This window comes from Euzebya tangerina (assembly GCF_003074135.1).
GTDB lineage: Bacteria > Actinomycetota > Nitriliruptoria > Euzebyales > Euzebyaceae > Euzebya > Euzebya tangerina.
The window spans coordinates 340821-358655 of record NZ_PPDK01000003.1 but is presented as its reverse complement, the minus strand read 5'-3'; the positions used below and the strand labels follow the sequence as shown (position 1 = coordinate 358655).

9 protein-coding genes and 2 pseudogenes are annotated in these 17835 nt (G+C 67.5%); 6 read left to right on the top strand and 5 right to left on the bottom strand.

What is annotated here, in order from left to right; all coding sequences use genetic code 11:
* Positions 1-21: 21 nt before the first annotated feature.
* From C1746_RS20045 to C1746_RS20025, 5 genes and pseudogenes are all read right to left on the bottom strand, one after another.
* Positions 22-5187 (bottom strand): cell wall-binding repeat-containing protein, encoded by a 5166-nt coding sequence (locus tag C1746_RS20045; protein WP_116716529.1) that lies wholly within the window; start codon positions 5185-5187, stop codon positions 22-24.
* Between the two features lie 119 nt (positions 5188-5306).
* Positions 5307-7733, bottom strand: a complete 2427-nt coding sequence (locus C1746_RS20040) for a putative bifunctional diguanylate cyclase/phosphodiesterase (RefSeq protein ID WP_116716528.1) — start codon at positions 7731-7733, stop codon at positions 5307-5309.
* An 11-nt stretch (positions 7734-7744) separates the two neighbouring features.
* Positions 7745-7849 (bottom strand): annotated as a pseudogene (locus tag C1746_RS23285) (hypothetical protein); the annotation flags it as partial.
* 154 nt (positions 7850-8003) lie between these two features.
* Positions 8004-8918, bottom strand: a pseudogene (locus tag C1746_RS22630) (S8 family serine peptidase); the annotation flags it as partial.
* 136 nt (positions 8919-9054) lie between these two features.
* Entirely contained in the window at positions 9055-9834 is a 780-nt protein-coding gene (locus C1746_RS20025; protein WP_116716526.1) for an ABC transporter permease, read from the bottom strand.
* Between the two features lie 138 nt (positions 9835-9972).
* Here C1746_RS20025 and C1746_RS20020 point away from each other — a divergent pair, with 138 nt between their 5' ends.
* From C1746_RS20020 to proX, 6 genes are all read left to right on the top strand, one after another.
* Positions 9973-10491 carry a Uma2 family endonuclease gene (locus tag C1746_RS20020; protein ID WP_116716525.1) on the top strand — a complete coding sequence of 173 codons (519 nt, stop codon included), beginning with the start codon at positions 9973-9975 and terminating at the stop codon, positions 10489-10491.
* A 208-nt stretch (positions 10492-10699) separates the two neighbouring features.
* Positions 10700-11833 carry a cell wall-binding repeat-containing protein gene (locus C1746_RS20015; protein ID WP_162868006.1) on the top strand — a complete coding sequence of 378 codons (1134 nt, stop codon included), beginning with the start codon at positions 10700-10702 and terminating at the stop codon, positions 11831-11833.
* 45 nt (positions 11834-11878) lie between these two features.
* Positions 11879-12856, top strand: a complete 978-nt coding sequence (gene trpS, locus C1746_RS20010) for a tryptophan--tRNA ligase (protein ID WP_116716523.1) — start codon at positions 11879-11881, stop codon at positions 12854-12856.
* A gap of 88 nt (positions 12857-12944) precedes the next feature.
* Positions 12945-14702 carry an ABC-F family ATP-binding cassette domain-containing protein gene (locus C1746_RS20005; protein ID WP_116716522.1) on the top strand — a complete coding sequence of 586 codons (1758 nt, stop codon included), beginning with the start codon at positions 12945-12947 and terminating at the stop codon, positions 14700-14702.
* A gap of 180 nt (positions 14703-14882) precedes the next feature.
* A complete protein-coding gene (locus C1746_RS20000) occupies positions 14883-16751 on the top strand; it encodes a BCCT family transporter (RefSeq protein WP_116716521.1) in 1869 nt (622 codons plus the stop codon).
* Positions 16748-17830, top strand: a complete 1083-nt coding sequence (gene proX, locus C1746_RS19995) for a glycine betaine/L-proline ABC transporter substrate-binding protein ProX (protein ID WP_116716520.1) — start codon at positions 16748-16750, stop codon at positions 17828-17830. Before C1746_RS20000 ends, proX begins: the two co-directional genes overlap by 4 nt.
* The last annotated feature ends 5 nt before the right edge of the window (positions 17831-17835 follow it).

Here is a 17835-nt window from a genome sequence, read left to right as displayed (position 1 = left end):
CCGTCGTGCTTCCGGGCGTGACTAGCTGTCGCAGCCCTCCCCGCTCAGCCGGTCGGTGAAGGCGTCCTCGACGCTCTCATCGATCGCGGCCGTACCGCCGTAGATGAAGCCGTCAGCTGGGCCGGTTCCGCAGATGTAGGCCTCCACCTCCGGGTGGAGCAGGTCGGTGGGGGTCAACAGGACCGGTCCGCCAGAGAGTGCCGCATGAGCGCCACCCGTCAGCGCGTCGGCGAAGTTGTTGCCGACGGCCAGGCCAATCGTGGTCGGGTCGTCGAAGAACTCCTCGGCGACGAGTCGTGCTGTGGCCTCCCGGCCCGTTCCGCTGATCGCGGTTGCGTCAGGGAAGACACCGGCGGCAGGCCCGCCGATGGCGAACACGTCGGTGTCCGGCCGGTCCTCCAGGTAGGCGACGACGGCGGGGTGTGCGCTGGCCTCGGGTGAGAGCAGCACCAGACCGTCGGCCTGGGCTGCCGCCGCACCACCGGTCAGCGCGTCCGGGAAGTTGTCGGCGCTGGCGATCAGGATGGCATCCGGATCACCGATGAAGTCGGCCACGTCGAGCGCGGTCTCCACACGGGTGGGACCGGACAGTCGGGTGACGTCGCCCTGCGCGGCAAGTTCGGCCTCCACCTCGGCGGAGAGCGCGGCCGTGCCACCGAGCACGATCACCTGGCCGTCGTCAGCCAGCACGCGCTCGATCTCCGCCAACGTCGCGGGGTGCAACTCAGCCGTCGGGCTGAGCAGCAGCGGGCCGTTCAGCTCCGGTGCCAGCGGCGTGGATGCGAGGGCATCGAAGGGGATGTCGGCCCGAGCGATGATCACCGCGTCGGCACTCCCGTCCTCGGGGAAGAGGTTCTGGGAGATGGCGACGGCCGTCTCGATCCGGCTGAGTCCGGCCAGACGCTCCACCTCACCTGTCGGGGGGTCGGTCGGCTCGGTCGGTGGGTCGGTGGGCTCGGTCGGGGGGTCGGTGGGCTCGGTTGGCGGGTCCGTTGGCTCCGTCGGGGGGTCCGTCGGCTCAGGGCGCGTGTCGGTCACCTCGACCGAGGCGCTGGTCGGGACCAGCTGGCTGAACGGGTCAGCCGTGTCGATCGAGATGGCCTGGTTGGTCACTGTGCCCTCCACACCCTCGGCCACCGTGGCGTCGAAGGTGAGGACCGTCGGGTCCAAGGACGGGCCCACGTAGTCGAAGCAGAAGGTCGCGCCGTCGACGATGTCATCGACGCCGTCACCCAGGCTCGAGATGGCGGTCCCGATGGTGCCCGTGGTGTTCTCGACCCCGACGGTTGCCGTCTCTGACAGGTCGCCAACGGTCTCGAACCCGATGCCGAACTCGTAGACGCCAGGGGCGTCGGAGACACCGCGGACGCCGGTGAACTGGAAGGTCGACGGGGCTCCGCCACCCGCAGGGGCGACGGTGTCGTAGTCGACGATCCACAGCGCGCCCGGCGTGTCGCCGGTCGACGCCAGACGGATGCCCGTCTGCGATCCCGGGGTCAGATCCGCCGAGACCACCAGGTCCTGCATCAGCAGCGCGGTGATGCCGTTCGGGTCCGCCGGATCGGGGATGGTGGCGCCGTCGAAGACGATGCCGTCGTAGGTGTAGTCGAGGTAACCATCGGAGGTGAAGACCACACCCGGGTAGGCGTCCTCGTAGAACGGCAACGGCTCACCCGTGGCGAAGGCGGTGAAGGCGAACAGGTCGCCGTCGAAGTCAGGACCGGGTGGAATGCCGAACGCGGTGAGGTCCAGGTAGCTGAAGTTGTTGAAGCAGGAGATCTCGAGGTCTGAGCCGGCGGGGTCACCGACCACCACCTCGTAGGTTCCGTCCAAGCCGACCAGCGTCGGCTGGGTGGGGGTCCAGGTGATGGTGTTGTCGTCGACCGACACCTCATCGCCGGGGTCTTCCCCGTCGACCTGGATCGAGTCCTCCACCAACTCCATGCCGTCGGGCAGCTCGTCGACTATCTCGTACTCGATGTCGGTGTCGGTGACGTTGTCGAGCACCTCGATGGTGTAGCTGACGGTGTCACCGGTCTCGGCTTCCTCGACGTTCGCCGTCTTGACCACGTCGTCCTCGAAGCGGTTGATCGTCACCGGGATGGTCCCGATGAGGTTCTCATCCGAGCTGAGGGTGATCGTGCCGTAGTAGCTGCGGCCTGGTTCCATCTCCTCGTCGTAGGCGACGGTCAGGTCGTAGGGGACACCCAAGTCGGGCGACTCCACGGACGGGATCACGGCGAGGTTGCCCTCGTCGCCGCCGACCAGGACGGTCGACAGGGAGTAGGCGTCCACGGCATCGGGTGCCGAGGCGGTCCAGTTCTGGACCAGGATCCAGTAGGTGCCGGCCTCCGGATCAGTCAGCTCGCAGAACTCCGCGGCCGTGGCCGAGGTCGACCGGCACAACTCCGTCTCGGCAGACGGAGTGTCACCGGTCCCGACGAAGAGGTCGAGGTCCGGCGCTTCGGAGTCCACGATCTCGGCGATGAAGCGACTGGTGCCCGCAGGTACCTCGACGACGGTGGTCTCGGTGCCGCTGTCGGTGTCGTAGATCTCGTCGTTGGTCGGGTCCTGCGGGACCGCACCCTCGGTGACGTCGCCGGCGACGAGGCCGGTGACCTCGATCTCGAGCGGGTCGGCCGCGATGGTCTCCAGGCCCTCCTCGACGACGCTGCCCGCGTCACGACGGGTGTCGGCGACGATCTCGTCCGGAACCACTCCGGCGGAGGGGATCACGGCGACGGTCAGGTGGGCATCCGGGACCGACGGGTCGTCGGCATCGAAGACGACGCGCCCGAACAGCGGCTCCCCGACCGGTGCGCCGGTCACCGAGGCGGTCACCTCGATGTCGAAGTCGGTGTCCGGTGTGGTGCTGACCTCCACGCCATCGGCGCTCGTGGTCAGGTCCAGTCCGTCATCGCTCACGACAGACACCACCCAGTCGCCCTCGATGAGCGGCGTCATGGTCCGGGTCCAGCTGCAGCTGTCCAGGCAGTCCTGGTTCGACAGCGAGGCGTGGTTGAGGTCGGTCGGGTCGCCACCCTCAGCCGGGTTGGCGTCGGTGTACTCGATCAGCGGCGCATCCATGATCAGACCGGTGTCGTTGGCAGAGTCGACGTCGACGTAGCCGGCCCCGTGGTCGTACGGATCACTCGGCGTGGCGTTGTCCTCCTTCAGGAGGCCGTCGTACCGCGCCGTCAGCATCAGAGCGGACTGGATCTCGGCTGGCGTCCACTCGGGGTGGGCGGCAGCCAGCAGGACACCAGCGCCTGCGACGTGCGGTGAGGACATCGACGTTCCCGAGAGGAAGCCCCACTCCACCGGTGCGTTGTTGGCCGCGGTGGCGATGCCGATCGCGGCGATGATGTCGACACCGGGAGCGGTGACGTCCGGGGTCAGGTAGTCCACGCCGCGGTTCGGCCCGCGGGAGGAGAACGAGGCCTGCAGCAGACCGAAGTCGTCGTCGATGACGGCCTCGGTCGGGCTGATCGTCCCCTCGACCGCGCCGGCGGCGACCAGGTCCTTCAGGGCACCACCATCGACGTCGGTCAGGTGGATGCCGGGCAGTGCGAAGGCGTCGCCGCTCAATGACGCGGAGTTGACGGGGTCGTTGACGTGGATGAAGCCGACGGCACCGAGTTCAGCGACGTTGACGCTCTTCTGGACCCGGCCGATCTCGCCGCGGTCACAGATCACGATCTGGCCGGAGAAGTCGGTGCCGGGCTCGAAGTCCTCGGGGATGCACAGCGGACTACCGAAATCGCCGGCGTAGACGATCGGTGCAGCATCGGGCAGACCGGGTGTGAAGCCCTTGCCGGTGAAGCTGTCGACCACCGTGGATCCCTCGATGACGTCGAGGGTCTGCAGGTAGGACCGGCTGTGCTGGCTGGCACCGACGCTGGTCATCCAGGGCGTGCCGGCAGGAGAGCCGACGGTCGCCGGCAGCGGTCCCGAGTTGCCGTTGGAGGTGGCGACGAAGATGCCGGCCGCGCGAGCGTCGAGGAAGGCCAACGTGTCAGGGTCCTCCCAGGGCCGAGCCGGTGCGCTCGAACCGATGGAGTAGTTGATCACGTCGACGATGCCGTCGAGCACCGTCTGGTTGATCCCGGCCAGGATCGCCGAGCCGGGGCAGCCCCCGATGTCGCAGACGCGGTAGGAGATGATGTGGGCGTGGGGAGCCACACCGGAGATGGTGACCTGCGTCTCGGTCTCGGTGTCACCGATGGTGGCGAGCACCTGATTTCCGGCGGTCGTCGAGGCCGTGTGCGACCCGTGACCGTCGTCGTCGCGGGCGCCGAACTCCGACTGGGCCACCGGTACGAAGTTCCAGGCACCGATGAGCTTGTCGTTGCAGAACGGGTCGGGCAGGTTCAGCGGGTCCGAGCTGTCGTTCGTCGGGTCGCAGACCCCGAGGTAGTCGCCGTCGTAGGTGTGGACGTAGCCGTCGCCGCCGTCGGCGACCGGGACGCTGGCCGCGAAGGAGGGGTTGGCGGGCGAGATGCCGGAGTCCAGGATGCCGGCGACCATCCCCTCACCCAACGTGCCCGTGCCGGTGTCGGTCTCGATCAGCGGCGAGACCACGTCGTCGACGTACTCGAGGGCGTTGATGTAGGAGGGACCGACATCTGAGGTCAGCTGGCGGACGAAGTCGGGCTGCACGCTGGCAACGCCCGGAAGCGCTGCGATGCTGCTGGCCTCGTTCGCCGACACCTCGACGGCGAATCCGTTGAAGGCTGCGGTGTAGCGGTAGGCCACCTCCACCTCACGCTCGAGGACATCGGTGACGCTCTCCAGCACCACGTCCTGGCGGCTGGTCAGCTGCTGGGAGTAGGCCACTGCGGCGTCGGAGTTCGCGTCCAGGCGGGCACCGTTCGCCCCCTCCTGCTGGAACTCGGCCCGCCCCTCGGCGTGGGCGGCCAACGAGTCCTCCGTCAGTCGGACGATCCACAGGCCGGTCTCGCTCTCACCTGGGATGAACTGGTTCACCCCTGCGGCGGGGACCGCACGAGCGCCGGCCTCCTCGAGTTGGTCTCGTTGATCTGCGACGGTGGTCTCGGTGCGCTCGTCTGCGGATTGCGCGGACTCGGCGAGACCGGGGATGGCAGGCATCAGAGCCAGGATCATGGCGATGACGCTGCCGAGGAGGAGCACGTGTCGATGTGCTCGGGAAAGACGGGTGTGTCCCATGCGCGAAGTGGTTCCTTCTGATCGGCGATATGGCGGCGGCTGGACAGTCGCTCCCCGTTAGGATCTGACTAGTCCAGCTGGCCGGATCCTATACACCTCGCCTGAGGAAAAACCAATCCCTAGTAGGTCGGCTCCGGCGTGGCGTCCGATGCGTTGCGGTCACGGGCTCGCGACCAGTCGGGCAGATGCTGTGGAGGCATGGGGAATGCGATGTGGAATCCCTGCCCTCGATCACACGCCATGGTCTCCAGGGTCAACTGGATCGCGGCGGTCTCGATGCCCTCCGCCACCACCTCGAAGCCGAGCTCATGGCACAGTCGCAGGATCCCGCCGACCAGCGGCGTGCTGCTGTCCGGATCGGCTGCGATCGGCAGCACGAAGGACTTGTCGATCTTGATCTCGCGAACGGGCAGCCGCTGCAGGTAGGCCAGCGAGGAGTACCCGGTCCCGAAGTCGTCGATCGACAATCGCACGCCCAACTCGGCCAGCTCGTTGAGGACGATCAACGACCGTCCCGGATCGCTGATCACGCTGCTCTCCGTGATCTCGAGTGTCAGGTTCGTGGGGTCCGCGCCATGGTGTGCCAGCAGCCGATCGACACGGCGTGGCAGCCCGATGTCGAGCAACGAGCGGGGGCTGACGTTGACCGAGACGGGGACGTCCAAGCCCTCTCGCGCCCACTCGCAGTGCCAGTGCAGCGCGTCGTCGAGGACCACATCGGTCAGCTCCTGTAGCAGGCCGGACTGCTCGGCGACCCGGATGAACTCCTCGGGCAGGACCTGACCCAGCTCGTTGTCGTGCCACCGTGCCAGCGCCTCGACGCCCACCAGTCGACCCGTCTTGAGCTCGATCTGAGGCTGGTAGGCGGCGATGATCTCACGGTCGCCCAGGGCGTCGCGGAAGCGGGTGCTGACCTCCAGCTGTCGAAACGCCCGACCGGCTGCCGCCGCGCCGAACGTCACCACCTTCTCGCTGCTGGCCTTGGCGTCGTACATGGCCAGATCCGCGTGCTTGAGCAGCTCGACCGCGTCCTTGCCGTCCTCCGGGTACATCGCGATGCCGATCGAGCCGTCGACCTGGAGGCTGTACTGACCCACACGAACCGGACGGCGCACCTCGCGCAGGATCCGCTGGGCGGTCCGACGAGCGACCGCCTCATCCCCGGCCACCAGGACGGCGAACTCGTCACCACCCAGTCGCGAGACCAGCAGCAGGTCCTCGGCCATCGGCTGGAGGCGCTTCGACACCTCGATCAGCACGTCGTCGCCGGCGGAGTGCCCCAGCGCGTCGTTGATCTCCTTGAAGTTGTTGAGGTCCATGAGGAGCGTCGCGAAGGGCATCTCGGCCGACAGGATCTTGGCTATCTCCTTCAGCAGGGCCGAGCGATTGGGCAACCCGGTCAGCGAGTCGACGAGGGCCCGGCGGGCAGCATCCTCGGCCTGTTCGCGGAGCGCAGCCGACTTGGAGGCGTTGCTGAGCGCGACGGAGGCGTGGTTCACGATCTGTGAGATGGTCCCGGCAAGGACGCTGGAGGAGGGGCCGTCGGGGTCGGTCTGGACGATCAACGTGAACGCGCTGTTCTCGCCGAGCGGCCACGTGAGCGTGGTGGTGCGGTCGGACTCCGAGATCGTCCCCTCCAGCAGGTTCTGGGCCTGCCGATCGCCGAAGTCACCGATCGTTGAGAGGACCTGCCCGTCGGCGGTGTGCGCCACGATCCCCGCTCGGTGGACGCCCCCCAGATCTCGTGTGGTGCCCAGGACCTGTGCCAGGACCGTGTCGTCCCCGTCACCGCCGCTGGTGTCCCGCGTGAAGGTGAGCACCTGACCGAGCCGCTCGTGAAGATGGATCAGGTCGATGTGGCTGCGATAGCCGAGGTACAGCACGATGACCGTGAGGAGCGGGGCCCAGGTGAGCCACGGTGACGCTTCCCAGATCGCCAGCGTCAGGAGGCCGAACGCAGCACTGGCGAAGGCGGGGCCGAAGGTCTGGTAGAGGACGGAAGCCGGCCGGATCACCTTCAGCTGTCCCCGATAGGCCGAGACGGCGGCGGACATGGCCGCCGTGCTGCCGAAGGCGGTGATGATCGCGACCAGCAGGACCACGACGGAGACGCGGAGGGCGTCGCCCACGTCGGAGGGGGCGACGAGTTGGAAGGCGACGACGCACAGGAGCGTCTCGAGCCACATGAAGGCCGCGTTGTAGGCGGCCTTGAACGGCTGCTGCCGTATCACCAGCAGAGAGCTGATGAGGACCGAGAGCACCCGTGAGACGACCAGGACGACGGGGCTGACGATGAATAGGCCGATGACCAGGGGGATCTCGCTGAGGGTCAGGCTGGTGGTCTGCTTCGCCAGTCGAATGGAGATGGTCTGCCACTCGAAGATGACGAACGCACCGGTCATTGCGGCCAGTGACAGGAACGTCTGGCTGGTCTGTGCTGGCGTCGGGAGCGTGCCGGTCCCGAGTAGGGCGACCAGGGTCAGGGCAGCGCTGAGCAGCCAGATGCGCCGTGCTCCGGCATCACCACCGCTGCTGGTCTGGGACATCGCTCCCTACATCATCGACTTGTGCGCTCGGTATCTGAGCGTACCGCCAAAGAACTAGTCCCAGCGTTGGCCGTCCCAGCGTTGGCCGTCCCAGCGTTGGCCGTCCCAGCGTTGGCCGTCCCAGCGTTGGCCGTCCCAGCGTTGGCCGTCCCAGCGTTGGCCGTCCCAGCCTAGGTCCGGCCCCTCGTCGACTGAAGATGCCCCGATGGCCGCCAGGGCCGCCTCGACATCGATCACGCCGGCCGTGCTCCCATCGATCGCCGTGCTGGTCCGGACCAACACACTGGCGACCTCGTCGGGGGAGAGCGAGGGGGCCACCTCGAGGAGCAGCGCTGCGGCCCCGCCGACGATGGCAGCCGACTGCGACGTGCCAGTCCCCCGGAACAGGCCACGTCCGCGGTCCGCCACCGGGTTGGCCTCCGACAACCACGATCCTGGCACGCCGGTCGACACCACGCGTGTCCCCGGCGCCAGAACGTCCGGTCCACGCAGCGCCGTCCCGACGGGGGAGTACGCCGCAACCGCGTCGTCGGACGCCTCGGCCGTCTGCCATCCCTCGACGGCGCCGACCGCGATGACCCGGTGGCTGCTGGCCGGATGGGACACCTCCGGCGCCTCGGCCCCATGGTTGCCGGCCGAGACGACCACGACGATGCCTGCTTCAGCAGCGGCGTCAACGGCCTCGACCAGTGCCTCGGCATTCGGATCGCGGTCCTCGGTTCCGTACGCCAACACCAACACATCGATTCCGTGGCTGGTCCGATTCGCCGTCGCCCACTCGACAGCCTGGATGACCTGCTCGGTCTCGACCGAGCCGTCGGAGGCCCCGGCCTTGATCGACACCAGTCGCGCATCGGGGGCGACGCCCGGCGCGTCAGGACGGTCCGACGTGATCAGACCGGCCAGGTGCGTCCCGTGCCCGAAGGCGTCGAGGTCGCGAAGAGCCGGAACGGTTTGATCCGATGACACGTCGGTCCCGAAGACCACGTCCTCGAGTCCCGCAACCGGGCTGACACCCGTGTCGATCAACGCCACACCGACGCCCAGACCCGTCGCGCTGCCACCGTTGATGCCCAGCGTCGTGACAACGTCAGCCGCCACGGCATGATCGTGCGCCTTGCCCACGGAGAGCCCCGGGTCCTGCGGCGGCGTGTCGCCCAGCGCAATGCCAGGACCAGCAACCATTAGTGACACTACAGAAACGACTGTCGAGAGCACTCTTAGTAGTATTGGCATGGTGCTGAATTTCGTCGAGTGAGCGCTCACCTTGAGCCCTTAAGGCCGCCGGACCACCGAGTTGAGCCGAAAGGACTAGTCGGCCCTACGCGTCTCCAACGACGTCTCGACGTGGCCGCCAGTCGGCGGTGAAGAGCTGGCGGCTGATCACCAGGGCAATCACACTCGTCGAGGTCGCGACCGCTCCGAGGACCAGGTACATCACCACGATCTGGACCAGCACCGCGTCAACCGGTTCCACGCCGGCCAGGATCAGCCCTACCATCGCGCCGGGGAGGGACACGATCCCGACGGTCCTGGTGCGCTCGATCTGCGGTGAGAGGGCATCCCGCAGGACCAGGCGCAGCATGGGTTCGACCGCTTGACCTGGCGTCATCCCGAGCGCAAGGCCGGCCTCGACCTGTCCGATGTCGCTCACGAAGCGCTCGGTCATCGTCCTCGCGGCCACGATGGTGGCCGTCATGGAGTTGCCCAGTGCCATCCCGGCCAGCGGGATCAGCGTCCGCCCCTCCAGCGGAAACACCCGGAGCCCGAAGAGGACGCCCAGCGACACCGCGGCTGTGGCGCCGAATGCGAGCGCTGCTGCCACGGTGACACCGGGGGCGTGTGGCACCCGGCTTCGGACGGTCCACACGGCGGCACCGATGATTCCGACGACCCACACCCAGCTGTAGGCGATGGGCTGCTCGGGCGCGATGATCAAGCCCAGCGCCGAGCCGACGATGAGCAACTGGACCAGCGCGAGAACGGTCGCCCCACCCAGGTCGCGGATCAGGCCCAGCCTGAACCGCCACGACACCCCTGCTGCCACGAGGATGAGCACCAGCGCCACGGCGACGCCGATGGGCTGGACGTCGCCGCTCATCGGCCTGCTCCGTGCGTCCCGGGCACCCGGCGTCGCCAGCCGACTCCGCTCCGCTGGAACGGCCCTGTGGACAACCGATCAGGCGATCGAGGCACGTGGAGTACGGTCATCCGCCCATGGAGGATACGATCGATTCCGATGCGGACAGTCCTGATCGAGACACCCCCGCTCGTCGCGGAGTGGCTCGAAGAGCGGCGCGTTCGTGGTCTGGACACCTATGACGAAGTCTGGGCGGGGGTGCGACACGTGGCCCCGGCGCCGAGCGGTGCGCATGGCGACCTCGATCACCAGCTGAGCCGGGTGCTCGGGCCACTCGCTGACGCGGTGGACCTCGTCGGGTTCGGCCCCATCAACATCGGCCAGCCCGATGACTACCGAGTGCCGGACCAGGCGTTCCTCACCGTGCGGTCGTCCGCCGTCTTTCATCCGACCGCCGAGATCGTCGTCGAGATCGTGTCTCCAGGCGATGAATCCTGGGAGAAGCTCGAGTTCTACGCTGCACACGGCGTCCAGGAAATGCTCATCGTCGATCCGCGTACGAAGGGCATCCAGTGGTTGCACCGCTCTGGGGACACCATGACCGCAGTGGGCGGGAGCCAACTCCTCGCCATCGACGGCGCCGGGCTCGCGCAGCAACTGGAGTGGCCGACGATCTGACTGCGGGATGGTTCCGACGGATCCAGTGGGAACACGGCGGCCCCGCGTGGCGTCCAAGAGACGTCGCAACCCTCCCCCTCTGTTTGGAGCCTGAGTAATGCACCCGCCGCCAGTCCACCCGCGAGGCCGGAGACCATCGGCCGCCCGATGGCGGTCACTCACCGTCCTGAGTCTGGCGGTCCTTGTACTGGCGGGCGCTGCAGCGTCCATGGCCGAGACCCGTCAGAGCAGCGACCGACTGGCGGGTGAGACCCGGATCGACACGGCCGTGGCCATCGCCCAGCGCGCGTTCCCGGACGGAGCCGATGTCGCATACTTGGCCAACGCAGACAACCCCGTGGACGCCATCGTCGGCGGAACGCTGACAGACGGCCCGATTCTGCTGGTGCCAGGCTGCAACGATCTGCCCGTTCAGGTTGCTGAGGAGGTTCGTCGGTTGGACGCCACGACGGTGATCGCCCTGGGCGGGGAGGCCGCGGTGTGCGAAGCTGTGCTGGACGAGGCGCAGGTTGCACTCCAGCCGACTCCGCCACCGTCTGCATCCGACGTGATCAACATCAGGGTCTCCATCGAACTGTTGGCGCTGGATGGCCAAACGCCCGCCGACGCTCCTTACACGGTCTCGGTCACCCGTCCGGACCGGTTCGTGGAGGGCGGTGAGGCACGGCACGATGTCATCTTCACGTCCAGCGACGGTGATCTGCTGCTGGACGACCCACGCTTCGTGGGCATCACACAAAATCGCTTCGGTGAGGGTCAACTCGTGACGTCTGGCCGAGGGTGTGGCGCCCAGTACGACCCCGAGCGCGACGAGGTGGTCATCCCCTGTACCACCGATCTTCGCTACGTCGAGCTCACCGAGGATGAGTCCGCGTCCCGCCTCGTCCGCATCCAGACCGACGATGCAGCGGTTGGTCCGACTCCGGTCTTGACGGGCCGGTACGTGCTCGACCAGGTCGTCCGCTGGGCCCGGCCGTCGACCCAAGGCGAACCTGAGTTCTCCGAGGGCGACATCGTGCGAATCACCTACGAGGTCGAAGCTGTCGATCAACCTCGCGACGGATACCTGGACCGGTGCGCCGGAGGGAGTTGGGGCATCGACGGACTACTTGATCAGGGCGGTGCATACGCCCCGGACGCGGAGACGGTGCTCCGGGAGCAACTTGAGCCGTATCGGGATACCTACGGCGGCGAGATCGTGATCTCGGCGGACGGAACTCGAGCAACCCTGGTGCTGCGGGGCAAGGAGGTCGTGCAGGCCAACGCCACGGGACGAGGGGGCGGATGGGCCGTCGACAGCGTCGCCGGTTGTGACCCGCCCGTCCCACCACTCGACGGGTAGCTACGCTCGAAAGCTCGACGCACCTCACATTCAGGAGAGACGACCGTGCCCCGCGTGTTCTCAGGCATCCAACCGACCGGCGACCCGCACCTGGGCAACTGGATCGGGGCGATCTCGCGCTGGGCCGACGAGCAACAGCCCGACCACGTCTTCTGCATCGTCGACCTGCACGCCATCACCATCCCCAAGCCGCCGGGCGAGGTGCGCGAGAAGACCCTCGACCTTGCGATGTGGCTGTTCGCAGCAGGCCTGGACCCCGAGGTCTCGACCGTCTTCGTGCAGTCCCACGTCCGCCAACACACCGAGCTGGCCTGGATCCTCGCGTGCACCACCCAGATGGGCGAGCTCAACCGGATGACCCAGTTCAAGGAGAAGTCCGACGGCAAGGATGGGGTCAGTGCCGGCCTCTACACCTATCCGACGCTCATGGCCGCCGACATCCTGCTGTACCAGACGGACGAGGTCCCCGTCGGCGATGACCAGACCCAGCACATCGAGCTCACGCGCGACGTGGCGCAGCGCTTCAACGCCCGGCATGGCGAGACCTTCGTCATCCCCAAGGCCACGATCCCAAGAGCCGGCGCTCGTGTGATGGACCTGCAGCGCCCCGAGGACAAGATGTCCAAGTCGGCCGAGAGCCAGTCTGGAGCGATCCTGCTGGCCGAGACCGAGAAGCAGACGGCCAAGAAGATCATGCGGGCCGTCACCGACTCGGGCTCGGAGGTCGTGGCCGGCCCGGACAAGCCTGGCGTGACCAACCTGCTCGACCTGCTGAGCGCCGTGACCGGCAGGGACATCCCGACCCTCGAGGCCGACTTCGAGGGCAAGATGTACGGGGATCTCAAGAAGACGGTCGCCGAGGCCGTGAACGACTTCGTCCGACCGGCCCGTGAGCGCTACGCCGAACTGGAGAAGGACCCGGCCGAGGTGAGGCGGATGCTGGCCGCTGGGGCCACGAAGGCCGGCGAGGTGGCGGAGCAGACCATGGCCGACGTCCGCGAGGCGGTCGGCTTCCTCCAGTGATGGGGGCCGTCACCCTCCCCGCCATGCCGGTAACCCTCCCCGCCATGTCGGTAACCCTCCCCGCAGGACGGGGGATCAGCGACGCCCGATGAACATCGTCAGCCTGGAGAACGTCCGGAAGCAGTACGCCGAGAAGGTCCCACTCGACGGCGTCAGCCTGGGCCTGGACGACGGCGACCGTGCCGGCGTCATCGGGATCAACGGCAGCGGCAAGTCGACCCTGCTCAAGATCATCGCCGGCCTCGAGCCCGCGGACGATGGGCGGGTCGTCCACCGCGGCGGCCTGCGGGTCCGCTACCTGGACCAGGACCCCGACCTGCCTTCCGGTCACACGCCCCTCGAGGCAGCCGGTGGCTCACGACAGGCCGAGGCCTACCTCGACAAGCTGGGGCTCGGCGACGTCACCCAGCCGGTCGGGACCCTGAGCGGCGGGCAGCGCCGCCGGGTCGCCCTGGCCACCGTCCTCGCGGACGATCCCGACCTGCTCATCCTGGACGAGCCGACCAACCACCTCGACCCCGACGTCATCGAATGGCTGGAGGGTCTGCTCCTCAGCCGCCCCGGCGCCCTGCTGTTCGTCACCCACGACCGCTACCTGCTCAGCCGCGTCGCCGACCGGATCATCGAGGTCCACGAGGGCGAGGTCTTCACCCATCACGGCTCGTACGCGGAGTACCTGGAGGCGCGAGCCACCCGGGTGGAGCAGGCCCAAGCCGAGGCTCGCAAGCGTGCGAACCTTGCCCGGACGGAGCTCGAGTGGCTGCGCCGTGGACCGAAGGCCCGAACGTCCAAGGCCAAGTACCGGGTCGATGCTGCGAACGAGCTGATCGAGCAGACGTCCATCAGGGTCGAGGAGCGCGAGCTGTCGATCGACTTCCCCTCGCGCCGTCTGGGCTCGACCGTCGCGAACGCCACCAACGCGGGGAAGTCCTATGACGGCCGAACCGTCCTCCAGGACGTCGACCTGCTCGTGGCGCCGGACGCCCGCTGGGGCTTCGTGGGACCCAACGGCTCGGGCAAGTCCACGCTCCTGCAACTCCTGGCTGGCCGGCTGGAACCCGACACGGGATCCGTTCGGCTCGGCGCGACCGTCCACGTGGGCTGGTACGGCCAGGACCCGGCCAGGCTCGCCCCGCGAACTCGGGTGATCGACGCGGTGCGCGAGGTGGCCGAGGAGGCCTCCACCATCGACGGCCTGGTCGTCAGCGCGGGCGATCTGCTGGAGCGGTTCCTGTTCACCAAGCCGGCTCAGCGGGCCTACGTGGAGGAGCTCAGCGGCGGCGAGCGGCGACGGTTGGAACTGCTGCGGGTCCTGGCCGACGCCCCCAACTACCTGATCCTGGACGAGCCGACCAACGACCTGGACCTGGACACGCTCACCATGCTCGAGAGCTACCTGGACAGCTGGCCGGGCGCCCTGCTGGTCGCATCCCACGACCGCCACTTCCTCGACCGCGTGTGCACCGACCTCTACGCCATCCAGCCCGACGGCCGTCTGCAGCACCAACCGGGTGGGTGGACTGCCTACCGCGAGCAGCAGAAGGAGCAGGCACGTATCGCCAAGCTCTCGCGGCAGGCGCACCAGACGGAGTCGAGCGGAGGCTCCGAAGAGCCCGCGGTGTCCCGTCAGAAGCTGACGTACAACGACAAGCGTGAGTACAAGCGGCTGGAACGGCGCATTCCTGAACTCGAGGCCAGACGGGAGGCGTTGGAGGCGCAGTTGGTGGACGCAGCTGATGACTACGTCGTCGCCGCGAGCCTCGCCGAGGATCTGTCGGCGGTGAACACCGAGTTGGACTCGGTCGAGACACGCTGGTTGGAGCTCGCCGAACTCGCGGAGTCCTGATTGCGCCTCACCCGCCGACCCCCACAGCCGGGACTGACGGACGACCTGTAGGCGATGTTCCACCATGTGGGATAATCCCAAAGGGTGGACCGGCGGTTTGATAAGGTCCCGCCGACTCAACCCGCCTCGGGAGGCTCAGGTCGTCCGCCGTCCTCCCGGCGTGACACTAGGGAGTGCTGGATGGCCGAGAACGATTCGCACCACGATGACCTGACAGACGAGGTCGCCGAACATGACGCCGTGGAGGCCGAGGAGCGCCACAGACGGCACGCGGCCATCCACGAGAGAGCCAAGTTCGAGGGTCTGCAGATCGATCCTGACATCGACTTCTACCCCGAGGTGGCAGACCGCGAACCCGGCGACACCAACATCGTCAAGTGGGGCTTCGACCTGCACCCGCAGGTGACCTTCTGGTCGGGCGGCATCCTCGTCGCCTTCGTCGCCCTCACGTTGATCTTCCAGGAGCAGGCGTCGAGTGCCTTCGACACCGTCCTCAACTTCGTCGGCAACACCTTCGGCTGGCTCTACATCATGGCGGCCAACATCTTCGTCCTGGCCTGCGGGTTCTTCGCCTTCAGCCGCTACGGCAAGATCCGGATCGGTGGACCGACCGCCCAGCCGGAGTTCTCCTCCGGCGCCTGGTACGCGATGCTCATCAGTGCAGGCATGGGGATCGGTCTGATGTTCTGGTCCGTCGCCGAACCGATCTATCACTTCACCGGCCCCGCGCCGCTGTTCGGGGTCGAGGGTGGCACGGGGGAGGCCGGTAACGCCGCCCTGGCCACGACCTTCTTCCACTGGGGCCTGCACCCCTGGTCGATCTACGCGCTGGTCTCGCTGGCACTCGCCTTCTTCGCCTACAACCGCGGCCTCCCCCTGACGTTCCGCTCGGTCTTCTACCCGATCCTGGGGCCGAGGATCTACGGCACGTGGGGCAATGTCATCGACATCCTCACCGTCCTCGCCACCCTCTTCGGCCTGGCCACCTCACTCGGGTTCGGTGTCGGTCAGGCCGCCGCCGGTCTCGGATTCCTGTTCGGGACCCCGACGGGTACCGGGTTCCAGGTGCTCCTGATCGCGGTGATCACCGGGATGGCCACCATGAGCGTCGTCGCCGGGCTCGATGGCGGCGTGAAGCGACTCAGCCAGATCAACATCTATCTGGCGATGGCCTTCATGATCTTCATCATCGTCGTGGGGCCGACGCTGTTCATCGCCAGCGTGTTCGTGGAGAGTCTCGGCGAGTACATCACGGTCCTGCCACGGCTGTCCTTCTGGAACGAGGCGTTCACGGCAGGCGAGTGGCAGGGATCGTGGACGATCTTCTACTGGGGCTGGTGGATCTCGTGGTCGCCATTCGTGGGCATGTTCATCGCCCGCATCTCCAAGGGGCGCTCGGTCCGTGAGTTGCTGCTCGGCGTCGTGGCGTTCCCGACACTGCTGTCGGCGCTGTGGATGTCGGTCTTCGGTGGCACGGCGATCAACCTGCAGCTGAACGGTGTCCGCGACGTCGCAGCGGCAGTCAACGAGGATGTCGCGACGGCGCTCTTCGACATGCTCGAGGCGTTCCCACTCACCTCGGTCACCTCGATCCTCGGCATCCTGTTGGTGACATCGTTCTTCGTCACCTCCTCCGACTCGGGGTCGCTGGTCGTGGACCACCTGACCTCCGGCGGCAAGCTGGACTCCCCAGTCCCGCAGCGCGTCTTCTGGGCGATCATGGAGGGGCTGCTGGCCGCGGTGCTGCTGATCGGTGGTGGCCTGGATGCCCTCCAGACCGCCGCGATCACGACCGGGCTGCCGTTCGCCATCGTCCTGCTGATCATGTGCTACAGCCTCTACATCGCCTTCAACGAAGAGCTCGACCTGCTCGGGGCGCACTACGACGCTGCGCTGCATCGAGCCCAGCACACGGGGCTGTACGAACGGGTTGACCCGGGTGGCGAGGGCGGTGTGCCGGATGGCGACGCCGCGGTGGAGTCGACTGACCAGCCCGCAGCCGTCGCCGTGGCCGACAAGCCGAGCGCCGACGACGAGAAGGACGCGTGATCACTGTGGCCAGGACGCGCTTTCAACCTGATCGCCACCTGGCAGTGCTGGTCGTGCTGCTGCTGGCGTTGGCTGGCTGCAACAGCACCGACGACGGGACTGCCGATGGCGGGCCCGCTGCAGGGGAAGGAGGTGGTGGCGCCAGCATCACGATGGCCCGTGCCACCTGGGATACCGGCTGGATGCAAGCCGAGATCTACCGTCAACTGCTCGAGGAACTGGACTATGAGGTCAGCGACCCCGCCGACCTCACCCGCGATGCCGCCACGTTCTATCCGGCTCTTGCGCAAGGACAGGTCGACCTCTGGGCCAACGGCTGGTTCCCGCTCCACGACATCTACTTGAGCCGCCCGCTCTTCACCGGGCAGGAGATCTCGGAGTCGATCGAGGTCGTCGGCACCCAGGTCGAGGGAGGAGCCGTCCAGGGCTACCTGATCGACCGGGCCACGGCGGAGGAGATGGGCATCACGTCGATGGATGACCTGTCCGATCCAGCCGTCGCGGCCGTCTTCGACATCGACGGCAACGGTCGGGCTGACCTGCAGGGCTGCAACGAGGGGTGGGGCTGCAACCTCGAGATCACCTCACAGATCGAGGAGCTCGGGTGGGGGGACAACGTCGAGCAGGTCGTCGGCGAGTACAACGACCTGCTCGAGGACGTCCAGAGCCGCGTCGAGGAGGGCGAGCCGACGCTGTTCTACACCTGGACCCCGAACTGGACGATCGACGTGCTGCAGCCCGGTGAGGATGTCGTCTGGCTGGAGTCGACGGCACGGGAGGACGTCGAGGAGTCGACCGAGGTCGACATCGAGGGTTGTGCGGGCGAGGAGCCCTGCGACCTCGGTTGGGTGGTCAACGACATCCGTGCTGTCGCCAACCCGGACTTCCTGGACGACAACCCGGTGGTGCGACGACTGCTCGAGGTCGTGGAGATCCCGTTGCAGGACATCGCCGACCAGAACGCCCGGATGAACGAAGCGGGCGAGTACACCGACGCCCAGGTCGCCCAGGACGCGGCGGACTGGATCGAGGACAACCGCGAGCTCGTGGACGGGTGGTTGGAGACGGCACGAGGCTGACGCGG

Excerpts from the sequence above, each read along its gene's own strand:
- C1746_RS20020 (WP_116716525.1), top strand. The coding sequence starts at position 9,973 with ATGCGGACAGTCCTGATCGAGACACCCCCGCTCGTCGCGGAGTGGCTC.
- C1746_RS20040 (WP_116716528.1), bottom strand. The coding sequence starts at position 7,733 with ATGTCCCAGACCAGCAGCGGTGGTGATGCCGGAGCACGGCGCATCTGG.
- C1746_RS20005 (WP_116716522.1), top strand. The coding sequence starts at position 12,945 with ATGAACATCGTCAGCCTGGAGAACGTCCGGAAGCAGTACGCCGAGAAG.
- C1746_RS20000 (WP_116716521.1), top strand. The coding sequence starts at position 14,883 with ATGGCCGAGAACGATTCGCACCACGATGACCTGACAGACGAGGTCGCC.
- C1746_RS20015 (WP_162868006.1), top strand. The coding sequence starts at position 10,700 with ATGGCCGAGACCCGTCAGAGCAGCGACCGACTGGCGGGTGAGACCCGG.
- C1746_RS20025 (WP_116716526.1), bottom strand. The coding sequence starts at position 9,834 with ATGAGCGGCGACGTCCAGCCCATCGGCGTCGCCGTGGCGCTGGTGCTC.
- C1746_RS20045 (WP_116716529.1), bottom strand. The coding sequence starts at position 5,187 with ATGGGACACACCCGTCTTTCCCGAGCACATCGACACGTGCTCCTCCTC.